The organism is Paenibacillus sp. MER 180 (assembly GCF_023713665.1).
Lineage (GTDB): Bacteria > Bacillota > Bacilli > Paenibacillales > Paenibacillaceae > Paenibacillus_B > Paenibacillus_B suaedae.
The window spans coordinates 1-21,715 of record NZ_JAMAVT010000002.1 but is presented as its reverse complement, the minus strand read 5'-3'; the positions used below and the strand labels follow the sequence as shown (position 1 = coordinate 21,715).

Below are 21,715 nucleotides of genomic sequence, written 5' to 3'. Positions count from 1 at the left end.
TGTGTTATACTATTGGAGTTTACAAAACGGCAATGTGACATAACATTAGGGGGATTCTCGTGGTTCTATTTCAATCCATGCAGACTGTCACGCTGTGGACCATCGTAACCGTCATTGTACTTGTCTGGTTTGGTTCACGCAGACAGCCGCTAGCTGTCGCTGGAGCATTACTACGATCATTGTGGACATCGCGTTCTTTTCTGATTGCGTTCATTGCGATGGTGCTTATTCTCATGGTCAATGGCTTTGAGCTTACGCTCGAAAAAGTGCTGCAGATTAATTGGGATTTCACTTCCAATATTCATCAACTTGAAGGACAATTCGTATACAGTGTCCAGCAGATTTTCAATCATCCGCTATTAACGCAATTTGTTTCCTTTTTCTATATTGTTGTCTTTCAAGCACTTATCGTAGCCTCACTCGGGATTTATACAACAAACGGGAATATCCGAATGGCGCACGCTGTATGCTATGCCATTATGATTAACTACATCGTAGCTATCCCATTCTATTTATTTTTCCCAGTTAATGAGGTATGGTCGTATGCACCAGCCGGGGTCAGCTTCCGCATGCTGGAGGTGTTCCCGAACTTCGAGGAGCAGTATCGCGCCCTCTCTGGACTTGATAATTGCTTCCCAAGCTTGCATACGTCAATCTCCGTAACGGTCGCTCTGCTCGCTTCACAGTCTGGCAATCGCAGATGGGCCATCTTTACAGCAGCAAGTGCAATTATTATTGTGTTCTCGATCTTCTACCTCGGCATTCACTGGTTAACGGATATGCTGGCTGGAACCGTACTTGCTATGGTTGCATCATGGGTGGGCTTGAAGCTTGCAGGTGTTCAACCCAAGCTCAGCTTGCTGCCAGATCGGCAGAAGACATTCAGCAAGTCTTATACCAATTCCAACGACATAAGCTAATCATGCTCCTGCTCCCTTCGGCATACGGCGCATGATGCAACGAAAGAAGGGGCTGGCCATTGCATCTCATGCAACGGTTAGCCCCTTCTCCTATGCTTGGCATCAACTTAGGATGCGCTTGTAGATTCATCTACAGATACAACTTGACTAATTGCACTGCGATCGAATGTCATTTTTGTAACGTCATTTACACGCAACACGACTGTGTCATCCGTAATTTCCATGATGCTGCCATGAAGACCGCCAATCGTTACGATCTTGTCTCCCTTTTTCAATGCACCAAGCATTGAGTTCCGCTGCTTCTGCTTCTTCTGCTGAGGACGGATTAACAAGAAGTAAAATACTGCAAACATCAAGACGAACGGCAACAACATTTGAAGGAACCCACCAGTTCCTCCTGCCTCTGCTCCTGCTATCAACATGTATGTATCCCCCTTTCAATAATGAAATAATTATGTATAGACTGCCGAACGAGCTGAAGCATCCACGAATGTAAACGATTCAGCAGGCAGCATGTCTACTGTTAGAACCCGCTCTCGTTGCGGTCCATTCCATAAGCTTCAAAGAATTCGTCTCTGAAATCGCGCAGTCGATCTTCACGGATCGCCTCGCGTACTTGACTCATCAAGTTCACCAGGAAATACAGGTTATGATAAGTCGTCAAGCGAAGACCAAATGTCTCATCTGCCTTAATGAGATGGCGCAAATACGCACGCGAGTAGTTGCGGCATGTGTAGCAATCGCACTTCGGATCAAGCGGCCCGAAGTCGCGAGCATACTTCGCATTCCGTACAACAAGACGGCCTTGGCTTGTCATAGTCGTACCATTGCGGGCGATGCGGGTAGGAAGTACGCAGTCGAACATGTCCACCCCACGCATAGCTCCCTCGATCAAAGCATCCGGTGATCCAACCCCCATCAAATAGCGGGGCTTATTAGCCGGAAGCAACGGAGTTGTGTAATCCAGCACCTCGTACATCAAGTGTTTCGGTTCTCCTACACTAAGTCCTCCAATAGCATACCCCGGGAAATCCATCGAAGTCAAATCCTTCGCACTCTGGCGGCGAAGGTCTTCATACATGCCACCTTGGATAATCGCGAATAGCGCTTGATCGTGTGGTCTAGCATGGCTCTTCAAACAACGTTCTGCCCAACGAGTTGTACGCTCAAGCGATGGCTTGATATATTGAGGTTCAGCCGGATACGGAGGACATTCATCGAATGCCATCATAATATCAGAGCCTAACGCGTTCTGAATCTCCATCGCTTTCTCTGGAGACAAGAAGAGCTTGTCCCCATTCAAGTGGGATCGGAAGTGAACCCCTTCCTCTTCAATCTTACGCATATCGCTAAGACTAAATACCTGGAACCCGCCGCTATCCGTCAAAATCGCGCGATCCCAATTCATAAACTTATGAAGCCCGCCAGCTTCGCGAATGATTTCATGCCCTGGACGAAGGAAGAGATGGTACGTATTGCTCAAAATAATCTTGGCTTCCATCTCTTTCAACTCTTCTGGGCTCATCGTCTTTACTGTTGCCAATGTCCCAACAGGCATGAAAATTGGTGTCTCGAAGGAGCCGTGCGGGGTATGAACCTTGCCAAGCCGCGCTCCCGTCTGCTTGCATGTCTTAATTAATTCGTAAGTAACTGCTGCCATAATTGTATCTCATCCTTGTATTAGGTTTCCGTTGCATTATCATAAATGAACATGGCGTCGCCAAAGCTGAAGAAGCGATATTTCTGCTCAATTGCTTCCTGATAGGCAGCCATAATATGTTCACGGCCAGCCAGTGCGCTGACAAGCATCACTAATGTCGATTTCGGGAGGTGAAAGTTCGTTAGTAGCGAGTTCACAAGCTTGAATTCATATCCTGGATAGATAAAAATGTCTGTCCAGCCCGAACACGGCTCAATCGCCTTTCCGACGAATCTCCCTGCAACCGTTTCTAGTGTTCTTGCTGATGTAGTTCCTACTGCAACTATACGGCCGCCTTGCTCTTTCGTTTCATTAATTGTTCGTGCCGTCTCTGCACTCACTTCATAATATTCCGAATGCATGACATGCTCTTCAATCGTATCAGAAGACATTGGTCGGAACGTGCCCAATCCTACATGAAGGGTAACATACGCAATTCGAGCTCCCTTATTTTCCACTTCCGCTAGGAGTTCTTTCGTAAAGTGCAATCCTGCCGTAGGTGCAGCAGCAGATCCCTCGTGCTTCGCATATACGGTCTGATAACGTTCACGATCATCTAGTTGTTCTTTAATATATGGAGGAAGGGGCATTTGCCCAAGCTCATCCAATATTTCATTGAAAATGCCCTCATATGTGAAGCGTAGCAATCTCGCCCCCATCTCACGCTCTTCCAACACTTCCGCTTTCAACTTATCACCGAACACTACAACCGTTCCCAGCTTGACTTTCTTCCCTGGCTTCACGAGCGCTTCCCAGCAATCATTCTCTTCCTGATTGAGCAAGAGAACTTCCACCTTAGCGCCCGTATCATCCTTAACTCCGAACAACCGGGCAGGGATAACCCGAGTGTCGTTCAGTACCAATAAATCACCTGGCTGTAAATAATTAATGATTTCAGGGAATGCATGGTGCTCCACTTCACCAGTCTGGCGATTCAATGTTAATAATCGAGATGCAGTCCGTACTGCCAACGGTGTCTGCGCAATCAAATGCTCTGGTAAATGAAAATCATATAAGTCCACATTCATCTGCTATCCGTCCTAACGCTTCACTAGCTCTACATTTTTGTAATAGTATTGCAAAATCGCTTTATAGTCATACCCTTGATCGGCTAATCCCTTGGCACCCCATTGCGACATTCCGATTCCGTGCCCATTACCTTTGCCAACAAACAAGAACGATGTCGCTTCTACGACTGGCTTCTGCTCTTCCTTGGTAGGCGACACTTTGCTTGTCGTACCTTTCCCATTCACAGCTACCATGCTGCTTGGGAGCTTCCCGCTTGTCTTACTGCTGCCGCTGACAACACGAAGCTGTGAGGTATCTTTAACGGATTGCAATTTGCCATCTGCCCCAACGATAGAAATCGAGGATGTGCCTGTCCCGCTGCCATTGCTGAGGACATCAGACACCACACCTGATCCGCCAGGAACGATATCGAACAAAGTACTCGGCAGACCGCCAAATGCATAACGGAAGTTGTCTGGATAACTAACCGCGACAGGCTTGCCATTAGCTTCGATCTTGACAGCACGTCCAGATGGACCTCTTTCCGTAACCGCTAGAGTCTTAATCGTTCCGCTTAATGTCGTCTCTGTCCGGTCCTTCAGCCAGCTGGTAATCTGCTCCGCTGTATAAGGGCCTCGTACCCAATTCATTTCATTATTTTCTTTAATCGTTTCAAGCACAGTTAACTTTGTACCCTTATCGACCTTCCCTACGGGCTGAACGTCTGTCTGAATAGCCGGTGTTGGGCGTACATTCGTACCATTTTCAAGAACGGTTGCCGTCTGCCCGGATAGACTCACTACATCCTCACGAACATATCCTGTTTTACCATCTGGCAAGGATACGCGATACCATGATTTGGAACCTGCCTCTGCGACATCGTCTGGACTATCGACAACTTGGAAGTAATCGTAAGATCCGCCCCAGACTTCCATCGGATCAGCCGTCTTGCCGCCTGCATTGGAATTGAAAATGGCCTCGATTAGCTTGCCGTTCTGCATCAACACTTCTCCAGCAGTCTCTTCCACGGCTCTCTTAATGTCTGGATGCTCTTTCTCCACGCCGAAGTAGGCTTGGCTTAATGTTGTATCTACCACATTAGCAATCTCGAATTTGTCCCCTTGATACAGTGCAAATGTACGAGCGGCTACTGCCTGCGCTTTCAATGCATCCATCGGCCAGCTGGAATAGACCTCTCCACCAACGACCGATATCAAATATTCTTCAAGCGGCACTTCATTAACCAGCGCCAGCTTGTCCTTATATAGACTAACCTCCATCACGCCGCGGTACGCTCTTCCGCTTCGTTCGCTTACCTTAATCGTCGTCGTCGTTTTCGGCTTCACAATCCACTTCGCACTGCCGTATACGCGGTAATGAGGAGTAAGCGCGTTGCCAGTCGATTCCATGCTATGTACAGCAGCACCTTGGGCTTGTACAGCGCCCGCCGCATATCCCTTCGATGAGACTACAGATTGTATCCCACTAAGCTGTGCATCCGAAGCAGCTTGTCCTGCCCAGACCGCTGTCCGCACTCCACTATCCGTTGCCAATGTCACCACATAAGCATCAAGATCTGCATCCAACAAGGATTGTTGTACATTTTTGGCCTCATCTTGGGAGCCATATGTGCCAGCTTGCACATAATGGGGGCCAACGACGGATGGTTCATATCCCTTCACCGTCATTCCACGCATCTTGTCCATAGCTTGGGAGGCAGATTTGCTGGTAGTATAGCTGCCAGCATAGACAGCGAAGAATGTCGTTCCACGTCTTGGAATCTGGGTAATATATGCTGGCCCTAAAGACTGTGCCTTCTTCATAACCGATTGCGCCTCAGTTAAATCATCGGTTTCGAGTAATTTCACTTTATAATCATCCGCACTAAAGCGAGCTTGTCCACCATCCACATCAACGCTGCCTTTGGAACTCGCACCAATTCGCGCTTCCAATTGCAGCGATGCTGTGGAGGCCAGAGACAGGAGCGATGTTTGCCCAGGTGATCCTTTGCTCAAATTAGCGAACAAAGCCACTCGGATATGATTCTGAAGAGCAGCTTGCTCAGGTCTTGCATCGTTACTTGCTGCCGCATACGCGACGTTAGCTGGCTGTATAAGAGCATACGGATCTCCACATAGCAGCAGAGCCCCCGTAAGCACACTTGCAACGGATCGGATAACGTTCCTGTTGTTATTCAAGTTTCCCCATTCCTTTCCTCTGTCACGTCTCCTCTGCATACGCCAATTTGTACGCGTTTTACTTAATTTTGTTCCGGTATAGGCAATCCTAAATGAGTATAGGCTTGAGGGGTAACCATTCTACCCCGAGGTGTCCGCTGAAGAAAACCAATTTGCAGCAAATACGGCTCGTATACATCCTCGATGGTCTGGCTCTCTTCGCCAATCGTTGCCGCAATCGTATCCAGCCCTACTGGGCCTCCACGAAAATTCGTAATCATCGTGCGCAGCATTTTGTGGTCAATTTGATCAAGGCCAAGTGGATCAACCTGAATAAGGCGCAGCGATTCCTTCGCAATGGCTGCGGTAATGATGCCATCACCACGTACTTGCGCAAAATCTCTCACCCGTTTTAATAATCGGTTAGCAATCCGCGGCGTCCCTCTTGAGCGAACAGCAATCTCATCCGCTGCTTCCCCCACAATTTGGACTTCCAATATGTCCGCGGCACGCGACACGATATAGCTCAATTCATCCTTATTGTAGAACTCCAAGCGGCTCACAACACCGAAGCGATCACGAAGCGGAGCCGAGAGTAATCCCGCTCTAGTTGTGGCACCGATCAAGGTGAACTTCGGCAGATCCAGACGAACGGATCTGGCGCTCGGCCCCTTCCCGATAATAATATCGAGTGCAAAGTCCTCCATAGCCGGATATAATACTTCTTCTACAGTCCGATGCAGTCTATGAATCTCGTCTATGAAGAGGACATCCCCTTCCTGCAAGTTCGTTAGCAATGCCGCGAGATCGCCCGGTCTCTCAATCGCCGGCCCCGAAGTCGTACGAATATTTACGCCAAGCTCATTGGCAATAATGTTAGATAAGGTCGTCTTTCCAAGACCAGGAGGTCCATACAGCAGGACATGGTCAAGCGCTTCCTTGCGGAGCTTAGCAGCTTCAATGAAAACCTTCAAATTATCCTTCACCTGCGACTGACCGATATACTCGGACAAATAACGCGGTCTTAGGCTTAACTCGACTGCCTGATCTTCCATCATGCAATTGGCTGATATGATGCGTTCGTGCTCTTCCATCTTAACCGCCTTTCTTATCCTTTAAACAACGCCTGCAGCGCCTTCTTCATTAAAGAATCTACACTTTCATCCGCATGAATGCGATGTTGCAAGTCATTCCATACACGATCAAGTTCTGTCTCTGTATATCCCAATGCTTTGAGTGCTTCTCTAGCCTCTGACCATACATTGCCGTCCACACTGTCATCGTCTGCTACTGTGACATTCATGAACAAGGCGTCCGGATGGATATCCAGTCCGATACCGTCCAGCTTATCCTTCAGGTCCAGAATGATACGCTGAGCCGTCTTCTTGCCGATACCCGGCAGCTTCGTTAAGAACACAATATTCTCTTGCTGAATGGCAGTTACAACTGCTTCCGGCTTGCCACAGCCTGCTAGAATGCCAAGCGCTACCTTCGGCCCTACTCCGTTCACATCGATCAGCCTGCGGAATAGCTTCTGCTCCTCTCGCGAGCTGAATCCAAAGAGCAATGTTGCATCCTCACGCACATGATAATGAATATATACGGTGACTGCCCCTTCCTGCTTTGCAAAAGCATAGGGATTCGGGGTAAAGACACGGTACCCAACGCCTTGAACATCCAAGACGATATATTCGGTTTCTAAATGAGCAACCTGTCCACGCAAAAAATCGATCATGATCGCCATACTCCATTCAATTTGTCATTAAGCCCACTCGAATGCGCATGACATATCGCCACCGCAAGAGCATCAGCAACATCATCAGGCTTCGGTATCTCCTTCAGCTTCAAGAACAGCTTCACCATCTCTTGAACCTGCTTCTTCTCTGCCTTCCCATAACCAACAACAGCCTGCTTCACCTGCATGGGCGTATATTCTGCAATCGGTATGCCGCGCTTGGCAGCTGCTAGAATGATAACACCGCGTGCTTGTCCAACAGCAAACGCATTCGTGACATTTCGATTGAAGAACAATTTCTCTATTCCCATAGAATCTGGTTTATACTTGTCTAGCAGCTGCTCCGTAGCTTCATACACCTGCAGCAGCCGCATCTCCGGCGCTGTCGAAGGTTCTGTCTGAATACAGCCATATTGTACAGGTACAATCCGACTTCCTTGTTTATCTACAAACCCAAATCCTGCAATCGCAATCCCTGGGTCAATCCCCAAAATACGCAAAAAAAATCTCTCCCTCACCGCATCCATGTACCAGTAAGCGAACATATGTGTTCACTCCATTATAACATAGATCGTGAAGAAGAGAATGAGTCATTCCTATGATGTTTGCAGGGAAAACAGCCTAATTACGGCCGATTACTTCCCAGCTGATACTTGATTTGCCGCTGCCTCAGTTGTAGAATGACGGAATGCTATCTTCAACATCGGAGGCGTCACCAATGTCGTCATAATGATGACAATAACGAATGGTGTGAAATACACTTTATCGAACAAGGCGCCTTCAAGACCCGTCGTTGCAATAATAAGTGCAACCTCACCGCGGGATACCATTCCCGAGCCGATCCCGATCGCACTCTTGCGATCAAATCCAGTCAGTCGAGCTCCCAATCCACAGCCGAACAGCTTCGTTACAATTGCAATAACGGTAAACAGTACAATAAACCATACATACTCCCCGAGGCCTTCGAAGTTGACATTAATCCCAACACTTACGAAGAAGATTGGTACGAAGATACCGTAAGCAATTGGCTCAAGGCGATGTTCTACCTCATGCTTGAACTTCGTCTGGGAGATGGCAATCCCGGCAGCGAAAGCACCGATAATGCCTGCAACGCCCAAATAGTCTGCAAAGTAAGAAAAGGCAAAACAAATAATAAGCGCCGCACTAATAACGGCTTCGGTAACGCGAAGCGGTGCAAGCCACTTCATCACTCGAGGCACTACATAAATCCCTGCAAGTATAGCTACGACGAAGAAAATAACTTTCTTCCCGATAATAAGTCCGATTGAAGCGCCACCGCCTGCACCAAGCAAGCTGAGCATGAAGGCAAGAAGTATGACAACAAGGATGTCATCCACGACGGCTGCACCAAGAATGGTCGTACCTTCCCTAGTGCTAAGCTGTCCTAGATCCTTCAGTGTCTGTACCGAAATACTTACCGATGTAGCGCAGAGCAGCAAGCCTACAAACATGGATTGGGTCGAATCTAATCCGAACAACAGACCACCACTATATCCACCGATAAACGGAAGAATGACCCCGCCGACTGCTACAGCGAACGCCGCCTTCCAATTCTTCTTCAATTCATCCAAATCTGTCTCCAGACCAGCAATGAACATAAGCAAAATGACGCCAACTTCCGCCATTTCCTTAATTAGTTCACCATCTGAAACCCATCCGAGCACAGCTGGTCCGATAATTATCCCCACAATGAGTTTACCAAGTACGGCTGGTTGACCCAATCGTACAGTGAGATCACCTGCGATCTTTGTCGAAGCCAAAATGATGAGCAACATGAGAATAAGTTCCATTGGCATTCCCCTTTCCGCTGTACAATTATTATGACCGCAAACCGACATTTTTTTTGTAGGTGGCTAAGGGCAATCCATACCATTTTTCTTTATGTTACATTTCATGACCTAAACCCGAGAATTTACAAAAAAAGAAGGACGTCGGTTACGGCGTCCTACTTGTTACTGCCTCTATTTTGTAATACGTTCATTCGGGTGGGTTGGTTTCATGACTTTCTTCGTCTCTTCGATCGCATAATCGCTAAACGTAGACAGCACACTATGATAAGCATCGACATCTGTAATGCGGATCCCTTGATATAACTGCTTCATCACCTTCGGAGGGAGCGAACTCTCCATGGACTCTACATCCAATTGGAAAAATGTACGTATCACCTTTCCACCTTCAGGCGGACCGTCATACAACGTCAGATTACCATCCTTGTCGAGGCTAATATGCGCCTTATCCTTGCATGTATCTGACAACTCTTCAACCTGTTCCTCCAAGATCACCCGTCCGTTGGCATCCATGGATACCGACCAGTCTGGATGGTTGAGCACGAGCTGAATAATGTCACGTGTTGGCTTTACACCCAACACTTCATCATTTTTTCCGCATATATATTGCTTGCGAGCAATGACTTCACGCTGTTCATCCTGCTGAACCAACTGCGCGATCACAAGCTGGGCTGATTCATTAAGCTTAGACTCATTATCTTTCCATAAAGCGAAGGTCTCAATCGAAGATGGCTTATCATAGTCCGCCAGCATGTCGCGCACACGATCAGACAACTGTATCCCAATGGCAACTACCGCTACGAACAACACAATTGCAGCCAAAGACCATATCGGCTTGCGGAAGCGCCGCAAACGCTTCTTCCATTGCTTCACTCGAAAATAGAACCTAGAGACGGTACGGTGTTCTCGAGCCATAAGTAATCCCCTCTAACTGCTTGTTAATTTGAGTAGAGCAATTGATTCCACGATGCCTGAATCATCTTGCTTCCTGCTCACAAGAAAAAGCCGCCAGAATCATCACTTGTATTACTTGGAGGCTTTTCTTATAGTGTGGCCCAGATAAAGGGGAAGTTATACAATTTATCTGTCTGTTCCTTCACTTCAATTTTCTCCATGGCCGAATGACGAAGCATATATAGACAAGAACCGGGAGAGGGGTGCCTGTAAATCCCCAGATCCCCCAGAACCAAGGGTACTTATTCCGCTTGCGCGCATCTAGAAACAACCAAGTTCCTTGAATGAGCAGAATGATTCCAATCAGAACCCAGACCCACCAAGGGACATTCTCATGACTGTTATTCATTCTGCTCACTCCCATTGCTCGGATGGATACAAATTGCCCAGATAAGAACCGCCCCACACAGGGAAATGAGCTGCATCCAGACATAGATATACCAATTCGCTTGGGCAAGACTGCACCCGCCGCCAACTAGCAGCAATGCAGCACTCCATAAGACAAGCAGCTCTTTCCACAGCCGTCTACGGTTCCTCTTCTTCGCCTGAAGCAATACCTGCTGGATATGGGCAGCACTTGGATGCGGAGAATGGCGATCACTCCATTCATCTAAGTGTTCCCAGTGCGGATGCAGTCTCTCCTCCCACGCCGAGTCCTGTTCCGGATGTGTAGCATGATTGGACATCGGTACTTGATGTAGAGAATCTACATGTCCTTTCTTGTTATCTTCCTTCTCACTCATCTTGCTTCCACTCCTTCCGCAGTTTCTCCAAGCCATAGTGCATGCGTGACTTTATCGTACCTGCCTGAACGTTCAACATTTCTGCAATTTCATTAACCTGATATCCATAATAATATTTCAACACAATTGGAGTCCTCTGTTCGTAGGAAAGCTCACCAAGGAGCTCCAGCGCTGCCGTCCACTCCATATTGCTTGATTCCATTTGATAACGCAGCTGACGCACAGCTTGTTCCTGCTCTCGCCATTTGCTCTCCACTTTCTTGCGGCGCATCTTGTCATAAAACAGACGTGTCGCAATCGTAATTAGCCATGACGAGAATCGTGAACTCCCATTGTACGTATGAATCTTCTCCATACACCGCACCATCGTGTCTTGAACCAAATCTTCAGCATTCGAAGAGCTCATCGTTAATTTCAAGGCATATTTATATAGAAAGGAGTAATTATCATGCAGCAGCACAGCAAGTTCATCCATGTCTCCTCTGACTGCTCGCTCTATCCGATGCTGCTCAGACATGTATTCGCCTCCTTTCCTTAATATCATAACGCAACGAGCTTTGCGCAAAGCAACTATATTACGAAATATCGTTAGGAATCGTTCAAGAGAATTATTAAAAAAGTTGAAATAATCATTTAGGAAGGAAGGATGGAAAAAAAAGAAGGATTAGAATAGCAAAAACCGCCGGTTATAACCGACGGTTGATGATAATGGTCGGGACGACACGATTTGAACATGCGACCCCCTGGTCCCAAACCAGGTGCTCTACCAAGCTGAGCTACGTCCCGAATGGATGGTGCCGGTGAGAGGACTCGAACCTCCACGGTTTCCCTCACGATTTTGAGTCGCGCGCGTCTGCCAATTCCGCCACACCGGCTTAGTAGTATCCATTATGAAATTAAGTGGCGCGCCCTGAGAGATTCGAACTCCCGGCCTTTTGATTCGTAGTCAAACGCTCTATCCAGCTGAGCTAAGGGCGCATATATATGGAGCGGACAACGAGATTCGAACTCGCGACCCTCGCCTTGGCAAGGCGATACTCTACCACTGAGCTATGTCCGCATATTACCTTATTTTATACAACTTGTACGACTTCATTTACTTCGTTGTCGTCGTTGCCGTTCAACAAGGACAAGTAATAATATATCAGACTGATAATTGAATTGCAAATCTTTTTTAAAGATTTTTTGATGGTATTTTTTTCTTGCTAAAAAACCTGCTTGCCAAGCCATATCTCAGCTCATACAAGCAGGTTCTAATAGTATGTTCTTAGTTTCTTATGATCTAACCCACTCAAGTGTAAAAGCAGGCTTGCGAATTCCTACTACCCTCGCATTGTCGTTTTTCGTCTCCGCAGGGCTCAGCTTTTTCAATCGTTCGATGGTTGCAGTCGTCGGGTATTGAATCTGCTCTAAAATGTCAGCAGCAATGATCGGCCATTGATCTTCCGATCCGTCCATCACTTTAAAGGCTATCCCTATTCTCTGCTCGCGCAAGCCGAAGCAATAGATGCCTTTGGCCCCGCCTTTCGCTACGATATTCGGATCCTGCAGCAGTGTTGGACAAATAAGTTCCGTTCCGGATACATAGAATGGATGTTTGTTCATTAGACCCGTCAAGCGTGTAATCGCTCTGCGCACTTCCTCATCTGCAATTAAATCCGGACAAGCCAATCTCAAATACAAGAGGGCTATATTGCGAATTGGAATCGCATATACCGGGAACCCGCAGCCATCCGTTCCTAATTTAATTTGCCGGGCAGGCACATCAGCAAGCTGAGACATCAAGCGCAGCACCTTCTGCTGAACGGGATGCTCCGGTTCTGCATAATTATCGGTTGGCCACCCCATCATCTTGCATAATGCCAGAACACCTAAGTGCTTGCCCGAGCAGTTGTGATATAAGGAGCGCGGTGGCTGCCCGTTGGCAATCCGCTCGTCCCTCGCAGCGCCATTCAGTGGATAGGTAGGCTTGCATACGAATTGATCCTCAGTGATCCCCGTTTTCTTCATGAACGATTCCAGTGCTTGTACATGGAACTGCTGTGCACGATGAGATGCAGTCATTAAGACGATCTCTTCCTCACTTAATCCGTAATGCTCCGGAACACCTGCTAACAAAGCAGGGAGCGCCTGCACCGGCTTCGAAGAAGAGCGCATAAAGCTTACATAGTCAGGGTCACCAACATGGAATAGTGTCTCAGCTTGTTCGTTAACACCTACAATATGTCCTGTATATGCACATTCCAACCAACCGCCTCGTGATTCCTCTACTAACACCTTGCCCAAATCAACCATTACTGTTCCTCCTCGCCAACACATGCTGTCATCATTCTCATTTCAAGACTTCCCCTATCATGACATAACTCTGCAAACATAGTATCATGTTCCTAGCTGCTCGTATTTATAACAAGTTCCTGTCAGTTATAAAAATTTCCGCTAACGAACCGGAGGGATAGGCATGATGACCATTGCGGATATAAGGCCATACATCCGTGCAGCGCATATGTATAATTACCGAGGAACGCGAGAGGAACAGCTGCGCAGAGGATACAGCTATGCATTCCACTTATTCTTGGACGGCCATGGTCATATGACGATAGATGACCAACGATATGCGGTCTCGAACGGCACGCTCATCTTTGTACGTCCTGGCGAATGGCATTCCTTCGAGCATGCACCAAATGAAACGATGAATGCATGCAATATCTATTGCGATCTCTGGGAGGCTCCCCCGCCGAACCAGCCTACCTTTGCTTATGAATGGGATGAATTCGATCCGAAGTGGTTAACCGTACAGAAGTCTTGCACAGAACTGGAATCATTGCCGACCTGCACTTCGCTTCGTCCTTATCCTTACTTCATTGAGCTGATGAAGCATGTGCTTACCGCATATAATCGGCGCGGCTGCTATACGAAGCAGGCTGCATCAGCTAGTTTTTACTCCTGGCTGATTCAATGGTACGATGCAAGCAGATTGCCCAATCCTACGGATTATCGCATAGCTCGAATCTTGGAGCGAATGGACGAACATCCCGAGCAGCGGCATTCGGTTGATTACTGGTGCAGCGAATGTGGGCTGGAAAAGTCCCAATTTTATCGGCTTTTCAAGCAAGAGACAGGAGTATCACCTAAAGCGTATTTGCTGCAGGCTCGCATGAAAAAGGCGGCCGTTCTGTTGATGGAAAGCCGCCAATCGATTACGGAAATCGCGCTAATGTTGGGCTACGATTCAATCCATTACTTCTCAAATCAGTTTACCTGCGTGTATGGAATCAGTCCTACCTTATATCGAACAAACAATAGTTACCAGAAAATTGATCGCTAGCATTATGATGAAAGCAGCCCTCTACCAAGTGGAGAAGAGCTGCTTTTTTAGATAACATTATTAAGCGCTTACAATTTCAGAATGTGCACTCGCTTCCTTCGTTGTTTTTTTCTCAGCGGGGATCGTGACAAAAATCATCATAACGCCTGCTGCTGCAAATAGCCCAGCGAAAAGCCACGTAATGCCGGCGTAACCGAGGCTTCCAATAAATAAAGCAACAAGAGCTGGTCCAACGAATGCGCTCAATCCCGCGCCCAGGTTCAAGATTGACATCGCTGCACCCTTTTCTTCCTTTACCAAAGACGGGGCTATCGCAGACAATGGCACGAAGCCTGCCAGACATCCGCCCCACAAAATCCCGACAATTTGCACAAGCCATACATTGCCTGCCGCAAGTTGAGGAACGTAAAAGAGTAAAATCGTAAAGAAGGCCGAGCCTGCACATCCAAACCACATTACCGTATTTCTCCAGCCAAGCTTATCGCCCACAATGCCGAACAGCAGGTTGAACGCGATGTTTCCGATAAAAATCATAGCCCATAGATGCAGCCAGGACGAAATGCTAATGCCTTGACTCTCCATGTATAGCGGCATATATATGGGGAAGCCGAATTGTGCAGCCGTATTGATGATGCGAACTAAGCCGACCAATACGATTTTCGGTTCCTTTTTGACAATTGCCAATCCTTTGGCAAGCTCTTTTACTTTGTTGTCATGCTGTTCTGCCTTGGACTTATCCAGCTTGCCGCCGGGATTGATGACCAGTGCGAACAATGCCCCAAGCAGTACCCATACGATTGCACTCCATAGTGTATTGATATGCCCCAAGTGCTTCAATGCCCAGGTGGAATAGTATGCGCCGAGTACGTTCATGCCCCCAGTGAACACGAACCAGAACCAGCCGACAGCCGTTCCCAGCTTCTTCTGAGGTGTCTGATAAGCGATCCAGACGAGGAACGAGTATGCGAACAAAGGATAGCCGAGACCCTTAAACGCATACGTCGGCAGCATCGTTGCAAATGAAAGCTGGGTAATTCCTAAACCAATAAAGCCTACGGAACCGAGAATGTATAGGATTAACCCGGTCAACATTGCTTTTTTAGGGCCGATCGCGTCAACGAATAATCCGGACAGGAAAGAAGACAATGCAATCGTAACCCCGTATACCGTAAATAAAATGCCGGATTGCTGTACGGTGAGTCCCTGTTCAACCAGATATGGGCTTAACCATCCCTGCTCCAGACCATCCCCCATCATAAAGATCAGAATGCCGAGATAGCCCCAAGCTAGAGATGCAGGAATACCTACTTTGTCAAAAATATTTTTGCTTTTCAAATGCATCACTTCTTTCCTGGATGATCTATTCCTTCTTCTACTGTTCGTAATGCAGCTATTCTATAAAGATGTTAATTTGAACTCTCTCCACCCATCACTTCCAATTTAATCGCTTTCAATTGTTTGATCGGACTCTGTTCATCGCGACCAAAATAATCATGCAGCCGCACATACTCGGCATAAAGTCGATTATAAATGTCCCGGTGCTTACTTTGCGGCTCATACGTTTTCTTAATGCCTCCACCCATTGCTTTCCCGGCCTGCTGAATGGAGTCGTATCCTCCATTAGTACTGCCTGCCGCTACGGCTCCTAGCATGGCGGCCCCCATCGCTGTTCCTTGCTGAGTTGCCGCGACGTGAATAGGCATGCCGATGATGTCCGCGAAGGTCTGCATAATGAATGGGCTTTTTTCCGCAATCCCGCCTGTAGCCATGATTTTGGAAATTGGAACTCCGTGCTGTACAAAGTTCTCAATAATCATCCGCTTCCCGAATGCAACTGCTTCAACCAATGCTTTGTACATTTCTTCGGCTGTCGTAGCCGTCGTCATGCCGAACATTGATCCTGTCAGATCCGCATCCACCAGAACGGAACGGTTTCCATTCCACCAATCCAGCGCAATCAAGCCGCTGGCACCGGGCTTAATCTTCTCTGCCTTCTCATTGAGAAGCTGCAGCACATGCTTGTTCGCAGCTCTGGCCTCTTGCCCTAGGCGCTCTGGCACACAGTGATTCGCGAACCATGAGAAATGGTCTCCCATGCAGGATTGTCCTGCCTCATAGCCGTAGAACCCAGGCAAAATGCCGTCCTCGCAAATGCCGCTAATGCCCGGCACCTTCACTGCCGTTTCACTGACCAGCATGTCGCAGCCGGATGTCCCCATCACCATCAATAAAATATCGGGAGTCGTAATCCCGCAGCCGATTACGGCGCAATGGGCATCGCCTATTCCTACGGATACCGCTGTCCCTGCAGCAAGTCCCGTCCATTTTGCACTATCTTCTGTAATTGATCCTGCTCTGGTGCCTACCGGATAAATGGTTCTCGACATTTTCTCGTCAACGACGTGTTCCAGCTTTGGATCGAGCGCTTTCAAAAATGAATTTGATGGAAATCCATTTTGCTTGTGCCATATGGCCTTATATCCAGCTGTGCAGCTATTTCGTGTTTCTGTGCCAGTTAGCTGTAGTGTAATCCAATCGGCAAGCTCCATGAACCGATCAGCGGCTTCATATATTTCGGGTGCTTCATTAAGAATTTGCCATATTTTCGGAAACATCCATTCTGAAGAAATTTTCCCACCGTAGAAGTCCAAAAATTCCTCGCCCCGCATACGGGCTATATCATTCAGTCGGTTGGCTTCCTCTGCTGCCGCATGGTGCTTCCACAGCTTCACATACGCATGCGGATTGTTCTTGTATGCATCCAGCATGCACAGGGGCGTTCCATCCGCCTTTACGGGAAGCATCGTACATTCCGTAAAATCGGTGCCGACGCCAATAATCTGCCGTGTATCAATGCCACTCGTTTCCAGAACCTTTGCCAGCGTTGCAGTGGTGCATTGTAAATAGTCCTGCGGATGCTGCAAAGCCCAATCCGGCCCCAGCTTCGTTACGCCGTCCGGCAGCACCTGATCCATTACGCTGTGAGGATAGTTCATCTCTGCAGAAGCACATATCTCTCCGGTGGATACGTTAACAAGTATCGTACGGGCACTTAATGTGCCATAATCAATTCCAACTACATATTTCTCCATTTAGCATTCACCCTTTTTAGAACGTAATCGCTACCTTGAAGTCACCATGCTTACCAGATGCATATTCAAAGGCTTCTTCCCATTGCTCAATCGGGAACTTGCGAGTTACAATGCCGTTCGTTTTCAGATTGCCGTTTGCAACATTTTCAATGACGAATGGGTAACAATAGGGGCTCAAATGTGATCCCAATACATCCAGCTCCTTGCGGTCGCCGATGATGGACCAGTCCACGGTAGTCGGCTCCCCGAACACGCTGAATTCCACGAAGCGTCCAAGCTTGCGAATCATGCTCAACCCTTGCGTTACGCTGGAAGGATGCCCTGTCGCTTCGATGTAGATGTCGCAACCGTAACCCTCCGTCATATCCAAAATCGTTTGAACCACATCCGTCTCTTTCGGATTGAGGACGATATCCGCGCCAAATTCCTTCGCCTTTTCCAAACGGTTCTCAACCAAATCCAGCACAATCAATTTTTTTGGATTTTTCATTCTCGCATACGTGATCATCCCTAAGCCAAGAGGCCCCGCCCCAGAGATAACGACGACATCCTCGCATCCGATTTGCGCTCGATCCACGGCATGCTTCGAGCAAGCGTAGGGCTCAATCAGCAACGCGGACTCCAATTCCATCTCTCCTGGCACCTTATGGACAACCGCCGTTTTCGGGTATCGAACATATTCCGCCATTCCCCCGTTGTTTGAGCCTTGGAAACCGAATATGTTATGGGGCTGGCACATCCAGTACTCCCCTCTTTTGCAAAATCTGCATTCTTGGCAAGGAACGATCTGATCCGCAGTTACTCGATCCCCAATTTTGAAATCGGTTACATTTTCGCCAATTTCTACGATTGTTCCTAAAAATTCATGCCCCGGAATAAACGGAGGCTTCACCCATTCTGGCTGTGTCTCGTCGCCCCAGAACATTGCTGCGCCATGCATGCACTTCAAGTCTCCTGCGCAAATGCCGCATGCTTCCGTTTTAATGATCATATCGTCTGGCCCACATTCAGGCGTAGGATAGTTGGCTTCAAAGCGGTAATCATGCTTCCCATACGCTACAAGCGCTTTCATAGTTGCTGGTACGTTCCCTGTCGTGGCTTTTAAGCTGGTAGATTGTTGTTGATTCATTATGCATCCGCCTCCCCAATAAGTAAATTACTTTTATTAAAGTGTTTTATAAAACTACTTAATGCAAGGATATTCCCTCTCGTCCTTCTTGTCAATATGCAATTAAAAAATAAGTATCATTTTGCAGCACAAGATAAGAAATATTTCCTGCTTGTTCAGCCGATTGGAGGATAAAAAAACGCATGAAGCAGGTAAAGGAACTTGACTCCTTTAAACCGACTCCATGCGATTGCTGTAAGCTTGCTATCTTCTTATATTTGATTAATGAACTGATCGATGAAGGGCAGAGCAGCCCCAGCGGCAATAGCCTCCGTTTTATAACTGCAAATGCGCACATAATCTGCATGATCTTCGAACGTATTGCGGCTAGCCACCAGCTTCTTCAACGTATCGATATAATTCTCCATATAAGCCCCTACGTAACCGCCAAGGATAATGTCACAGTCGAACAGCATGCGAATATTATTAATGGCGATCGAAAGATGGCGCAAATAGTTGTCCCAAACGATCAGCTTTTCACGATTGCCACCCTGTACCTCCTCAAAAAAACGCCCCAAACTCCCATCAGCTGTATCTGCTAATAAAGAAGCTGAGCAATATGCCTCAAGGCAGCCCTTTTGACCGCAATAACAAGGGAGACCGTCTGGAATGATCGTAATATGCCCGATTTCCCCACTCTTTTGATTCTCTCCGGCAAACACTTTATTTCCAATATAAACGGCTCCGCCAATATTATTGCTAAGAGAAATATAAAATGCATTTTTCGTGTCCGGCGTTGCCCAAATTTCCGAGAACCCAGCCGCATTCGCATCATTCACAAGAATGGCCGGATACGGTATGTACTTGGTGAAGCGCTGCAGCGTCTCTCCGGTGAAATTCAGGATCTTCCCGTAAAAGACAGTCTGGTGGTCTTCCGTAATCAATCCCGGCACCCCGATGCCGACACCTAATATTTTCGAATCGTCAATATCCAGTTCTTTTATGTCCTCCTGAATGATATTTCCCAATAGCTGAAAATAAGGATCCGAGGTTTCAAACTTTTGTCTTCTTCTGTTTATGTGGATAATATCCCCATTTAAATCAACAACCACAGTTGTGACATGGTTCCGCGTAATATCTAAGCCAATAGCGATTTTGGCATCGCTTATATAAGAATAGACCTGTGCATTTCGTCCTCCGGTATTACCAATGGTCCCCGTATTCGCAATCAGCTTCTCCTGCAGCAAATAATTTAAATTCTGCGTAATGGTTGGTAAGCTAATCTGCAAATGCTGCACAATATCCTGCTTAGATAAGTTTCTTTTTTGCCGCAGCAGCATATATATTCGATTTCGATTGAATTCCTTAATATTAACGGTTTTGTCTACCACCATAACGTCCCACCTTATTGAAACCCTTTTATAAAAGGAGTTAGTTATCTATTCCTTTAATCATAATGTCTTTCGAATAAAACATCAATAGAGCATGCCCTTATCATAATTCTAGGGGTAGTACAAATCAGCACCCTTAAATCAAAGATTGCGTACTCAGAGCATCTTACGCTCTCTCGAATCAGCTCTACTTGTCCAAACAACGACAAAAAAGCCCGACGCTTCCGCATCAGGCTGAATATTGCACAAACTGGTGAGCCATGAAGGACTCGAACCTTCGACACCCTGATTAAAAGTCAGGTGCTCTACCAACTGAGCTAATGGCTCTCATAAGAGAGAAATGGTGACCCGTAGGGGATTCGAACCCCTGTTACCTCCGTGAAAGGGAGGTGTCTTAACCCCTTGACCAACGGGCCTTATTCAATTTGATCATTTCTCAAGAAGAAAAATGGCGGAGCTGACGGGATTCGAACCCGCGGTCTCCTGCGTGACAGGCAGGCATGTTAGGCCTCTACACCACAGCTCCATATTTGGTTGCGGGGGCAGGACTTGAACCTGCGACCTTCGGGTTATGAGCCCGACGAGCTACCAACTGCTCCACCCCGCGATATGATGGTGGACGCTGACGGGATCGAACCGCCGACCCTCTGCTTGTAAGGCAGATGCTCTCCCAGCTGAGCTAAGCGTCCATATAATATTTCATATAAATGCTATGTATCTCAATCTATCAATAATTATTTCATAGCTCTTTATGGTGGACACTAACGGGTTCGAACCGCTGACCCCCACCCTGTCAAGATGGTGCTCTCCCAGCTGAGCTAAGTGTCCTTAACAACGCAATCCTATATGAAATAGCGATTATATATTTGGTTGCGGGGGCAGGACTTGAACCTGCGACCTTCGGGTTATGAGCCCGACGAGCTACCAACTGCTCCACCCCGCGATATTCACGCTGGATACTAACAAATTTGAATGTAATGATCCCACCCTGTTCAGATGGTTTCTATCTAGTTGACTAGTACCCTGTACTACGTAATTTCATTCATAAAATGGTGACCCGTAGGGGATTCGAACCCCTGTTACCTCCGTGAAAGGGAGGTGTCTTAACCCCTTGACCAACGGGCCAAACTGGCGGAGAGAGAGGGATTCGAACCCTCGAGACGCTTGTGGCGCCTACACGATTTCCAATCGTGCTCCTTCGACCAAACTCGGACATCTCTCCATGGCTCCCCGAACAGGACTCGAACCTGTGACAACTCGATTAACAGTCGAGTGCTCTACCAACTGAGCTATCAGGGAATATTAACTGCTTGGTGACGTCCTACTCTCCCGGGACCCTGCGATCCAAGTACCATCGGCGCTGGAGGGCTTAACGGTCGTGTTCGGGATGGGTACGCGTGGAACCCCTCCGCTATCGCCACCAAACAGCATCGGCATTAGCCAATATGAAATTCAGGTTCAGCACGACCAAGTGCTGTGTGCGTTTCTTCGTCTGCACTAGTCAGACTCCAAAACATTGCACCCTGAAAACTGAATGCGAAAGTTAGTGCTAGATGTTCATCCGGGGCCCCCGAAAAGGTTTCGGTGTTGCTGCAAAGCTTCACGTCACTTTTTGGGGTTTAATCTTTTAGGATAAGCCCTCGACCGATTAGTATTGGTCAGCTCCACACATTGCTGTGCTTCCACCTCCAACCTATCTACCTCGTCGTCTTCAAGGGGTCTTACTAATTGGGAAATCTCATCTTGAGGGGGGCT

General features: G+C 47.4%; 19 protein-coding genes, 14 tRNA genes and 2 rRNA genes. 2 read left to right on the top strand and 33 right to left on the bottom strand.

Features of this window, described 5'->3' with window-relative positions; all coding sequences use genetic code 11:
* Positions 1 to 59 precede the first annotated feature (59 nt).
* Entirely contained in the window at positions 60 to 920 is an 861-nt protein-coding gene (locus tag M3661_RS02755; protein WP_083189293.1) for a phosphatase PAP2 family protein, read from the top strand.
* Positions 921 to 1,027: 107 nt separating this feature from the next.
* Here the strand turns inward: M3661_RS02755 and yajC are convergent, their stop codons facing one another.
* From yajC to M3661_RS02670, 17 genes are all read right to left on the bottom strand, one after another.
* Positions 1,028 to 1,342, bottom strand: coding sequence for a preprotein translocase subunit YajC (gene yajC, locus M3661_RS02750; protein WP_021258750.1), 315 nt, complete (start codon positions 1,340 to 1,342; stop codon positions 1,028 to 1,030).
* 101 nt (positions 1,343 to 1,443) lie between these two features.
* Complete coding sequence (tgt, locus tag M3661_RS02745) at positions 1,444 to 2,580, bottom strand: tRNA guanosine(34) transglycosylase Tgt (protein WP_065292182.1); 1,137 nt, start codon at positions 2,578 to 2,580, stop codon at positions 1,444 to 1,446.
* A 20-nt stretch (positions 2,581 to 2,600) separates the two neighbouring features.
* Positions 2,601 to 3,647 carry a tRNA preQ1(34) S-adenosylmethionine ribosyltransferase-isomerase QueA gene (queA, locus tag M3661_RS02740; protein WP_251482190.1) on the bottom strand — a complete coding sequence of 349 codons (1,047 nt, stop codon included), beginning with the start codon at positions 3,645 to 3,647 and terminating at the stop codon, positions 2,601 to 2,603.
* Positions 3,648 to 3,659: 12 nt separating this feature from the next.
* Positions 3,660 to 5,825 carry a SpoIID/LytB domain-containing protein gene (locus M3661_RS02735; protein WP_251482186.1) on the bottom strand — a complete coding sequence of 722 codons (2,166 nt, stop codon included), beginning with the start codon at positions 5,823 to 5,825 and terminating at the stop codon, positions 3,660 to 3,662.
* 62 nt (positions 5,826 to 5,887) lie between these two features.
* The gene (gene ruvB / locus M3661_RS02730; RefSeq protein WP_021257037.1) at positions 5,888 to 6,898 is read right to left on the bottom strand and encodes a Holliday junction branch migration DNA helicase RuvB; all 1,011 of its coding nucleotides are present in this window, start codon (positions 6,896 to 6,898) and stop codon (positions 5,888 to 5,890) included.
* A 14-nt stretch (positions 6,899 to 6,912) separates the two neighbouring features.
* A complete protein-coding gene (ruvA, locus tag M3661_RS02725) occupies positions 6,913 to 7,539 on the bottom strand; it encodes a Holliday junction branch migration protein RuvA (RefSeq protein WP_021257038.1) in 627 nt (208 codons plus the stop codon).
* The gene (ruvC, locus tag M3661_RS02720; protein ID WP_036592604.1) at positions 7,536 to 8,039 is read right to left on the bottom strand and encodes a crossover junction endodeoxyribonuclease RuvC; all 504 of its coding nucleotides are present in this window, start codon (positions 8,037 to 8,039) and stop codon (positions 7,536 to 7,538) included. Before ruvC ends, ruvA begins: the two co-directional genes overlap by 4 nt.
* A 135-nt stretch (positions 8,040 to 8,174) precedes the next feature.
* Positions 8,175 to 9,350 (bottom strand): cation:proton antiporter, encoded by a 1,176-nt coding sequence (locus M3661_RS02715; RefSeq protein WP_251482183.1) that lies wholly within the window; start codon positions 9,348 to 9,350, stop codon positions 8,175 to 8,177.
* Positions 9,351 to 9,521: 171 nt separating this feature from the next.
* Positions 9,522 to 10,262 carry a BofC C-terminal domain-containing protein gene (locus M3661_RS02710; protein WP_251482180.1) on the bottom strand — a complete coding sequence of 247 codons (741 nt, stop codon included), beginning with the start codon at positions 10,260 to 10,262 and terminating at the stop codon, positions 9,522 to 9,524.
* A gap of 181 nt (positions 10,263 to 10,443) precedes the next feature.
* Positions 10,444 to 10,650 (bottom strand): sigmaY antisigma factor component, encoded by a 207-nt coding sequence (locus M3661_RS02705; RefSeq protein ID WP_251482177.1) that lies wholly within the window; start codon positions 10,648 to 10,650, stop codon positions 10,444 to 10,446.
* Positions 10,643 to 11,044, bottom strand: a complete 402-nt coding sequence (locus tag M3661_RS02700) for a YxlC family protein (protein ID WP_251482174.1) — start codon at positions 11,042 to 11,044, stop codon at positions 10,643 to 10,645. The genes M3661_RS02705 and M3661_RS02700 overlap by 8 nt, the downstream gene beginning before the upstream one ends.
* Complete coding sequence (sigY, locus tag M3661_RS02695) at positions 11,037 to 11,561, bottom strand: RNA polymerase sigma factor SigY (protein WP_065292174.1); 525 nt, start codon at positions 11,559 to 11,561, stop codon at positions 11,037 to 11,039. The genes M3661_RS02700 and sigY overlap by 8 nt, the downstream gene beginning before the upstream one ends.
* A gap of 192 nt (positions 11,562 to 11,753) precedes the next feature.
* Positions 11,754 to 11,830, bottom strand: a tRNA-Pro gene (locus tag M3661_RS02690).
* A 6-nt stretch (positions 11,831 to 11,836) separates the two neighbouring features.
* A tRNA-Leu gene (locus tag M3661_RS02685) sits at positions 11,837 to 11,919 on the bottom strand.
* A 26-nt stretch (positions 11,920 to 11,945) separates the two neighbouring features.
* Positions 11,946 to 12,022 (bottom strand) — tRNA-Arg (locus tag M3661_RS02680).
* A 7-nt stretch (positions 12,023 to 12,029) separates the two neighbouring features.
* Positions 12,030 to 12,104: transfer RNA gene (locus tag M3661_RS02675), tRNA-Gly, on the bottom strand.
* A gap of 215 nt (positions 12,105 to 12,319) precedes the next feature.
* Positions 12,320 to 13,339 (bottom strand): asparaginase, encoded by a 1,020-nt coding sequence (locus M3661_RS02670; protein WP_174810095.1) that lies wholly within the window; start codon positions 13,337 to 13,339, stop codon positions 12,320 to 12,322.
* 163 nt (positions 13,340 to 13,502) lie between these two features.
* Here M3661_RS02670 and M3661_RS02665 point away from each other — a divergent pair, with 163 nt between their 5' ends.
* Positions 13,503 to 14,369, top strand: coding sequence for an AraC family transcriptional regulator (locus tag M3661_RS02665; RefSeq protein ID WP_251482170.1), 867 nt, complete (start codon positions 13,503 to 13,505; stop codon positions 14,367 to 14,369).
* A 60-nt stretch (positions 14,370 to 14,429) separates the two neighbouring features.
* Here M3661_RS02665 and M3661_RS02660 read toward each other — a convergent pair whose 3' ends face one another.
* From M3661_RS02660 to M3661_RS02585, 16 genes are all read right to left on the bottom strand, one after another.
* Positions 14,430 to 15,710 (bottom strand): MFS transporter, encoded by a 1,281-nt coding sequence (locus M3661_RS02660; RefSeq protein ID WP_251482167.1) that lies wholly within the window; start codon positions 15,708 to 15,710, stop codon positions 14,430 to 14,432.
* A 65-nt stretch (positions 15,711 to 15,775) separates the two neighbouring features.
* Complete coding sequence (locus tag M3661_RS02655; protein WP_251482165.1) at positions 15,776 to 17,461, bottom strand: ribulokinase; 1,686 nt, start codon at positions 17,459 to 17,461, stop codon at positions 15,776 to 15,778.
* Between the two features lie 16 nt (positions 17,462 to 17,477).
* Positions 17,478 to 18,590 carry an MDR/zinc-dependent alcohol dehydrogenase-like family protein gene (locus tag M3661_RS02650; RefSeq protein WP_065294256.1) on the bottom strand — a complete coding sequence of 371 codons (1,113 nt, stop codon included), beginning with the start codon at positions 18,588 to 18,590 and terminating at the stop codon, positions 17,478 to 17,480.
* Positions 18,591 to 18,841: 251 nt separating this feature from the next.
* Positions 18,842 to 19,963 carry an ROK family transcriptional regulator gene (locus tag M3661_RS02645; protein ID WP_065294257.1) on the bottom strand — a complete coding sequence of 374 codons (1,122 nt, stop codon included), beginning with the start codon at positions 19,961 to 19,963 and terminating at the stop codon, positions 18,842 to 18,844.
* A gap of 248 nt (positions 19,964 to 20,211) precedes the next feature.
* Positions 20,212 to 20,287, bottom strand: a tRNA-Lys gene (locus M3661_RS02640).
* 14 nt (positions 20,288 to 20,301) lie between these two features.
* A tRNA-Glu gene (locus tag M3661_RS02635) sits at positions 20,302 to 20,376 on the bottom strand.
* 33 nt (positions 20,377 to 20,409) lie between these two features.
* A tRNA-Asp gene (locus M3661_RS02630) sits at positions 20,410 to 20,486 on the bottom strand.
* 5 nt (positions 20,487 to 20,491) lie between these two features.
* Positions 20,492 to 20,567: transfer RNA gene (locus M3661_RS02625), tRNA-Met, on the bottom strand.
* A 6-nt stretch (positions 20,568 to 20,573) separates the two neighbouring features.
* Positions 20,574 to 20,649 (bottom strand) — tRNA-Val (locus M3661_RS02620).
* A gap of 63 nt (positions 20,650 to 20,712) precedes the next feature.
* Positions 20,713 to 20,788 (bottom strand) — tRNA-Val (locus M3661_RS02615).
* A gap of 39 nt (positions 20,789 to 20,827) precedes the next feature.
* Positions 20,828 to 20,903: transfer RNA gene (locus tag M3661_RS02610), tRNA-Met, on the bottom strand.
* A 107-nt stretch (positions 20,904 to 21,010) separates the two neighbouring features.
* Positions 21,011 to 21,085, bottom strand: a tRNA-Glu gene (locus M3661_RS02605).
* Positions 21,086 to 21,089: 4 nt separating this feature from the next.
* Positions 21,090 to 21,182: transfer RNA gene (locus M3661_RS02600), tRNA-Ser, on the bottom strand.
* Position 21,183: 1 nt separating this feature from the next.
* A tRNA-Asn gene (locus tag M3661_RS02595) sits at positions 21,184 to 21,259 on the bottom strand.
* Between the two features lie 9 nt (positions 21,260 to 21,268).
* Positions 21,269 to 21,385 (bottom strand): 5S ribosomal RNA (gene rrf, locus M3661_RS02590).
* Positions 21,386 to 21,588: 203 nt separating this feature from the next.
* A 23S ribosomal RNA gene (locus M3661_RS02585) occupies positions 21,589 to 21,715 on the bottom strand; the annotation flags it as partial.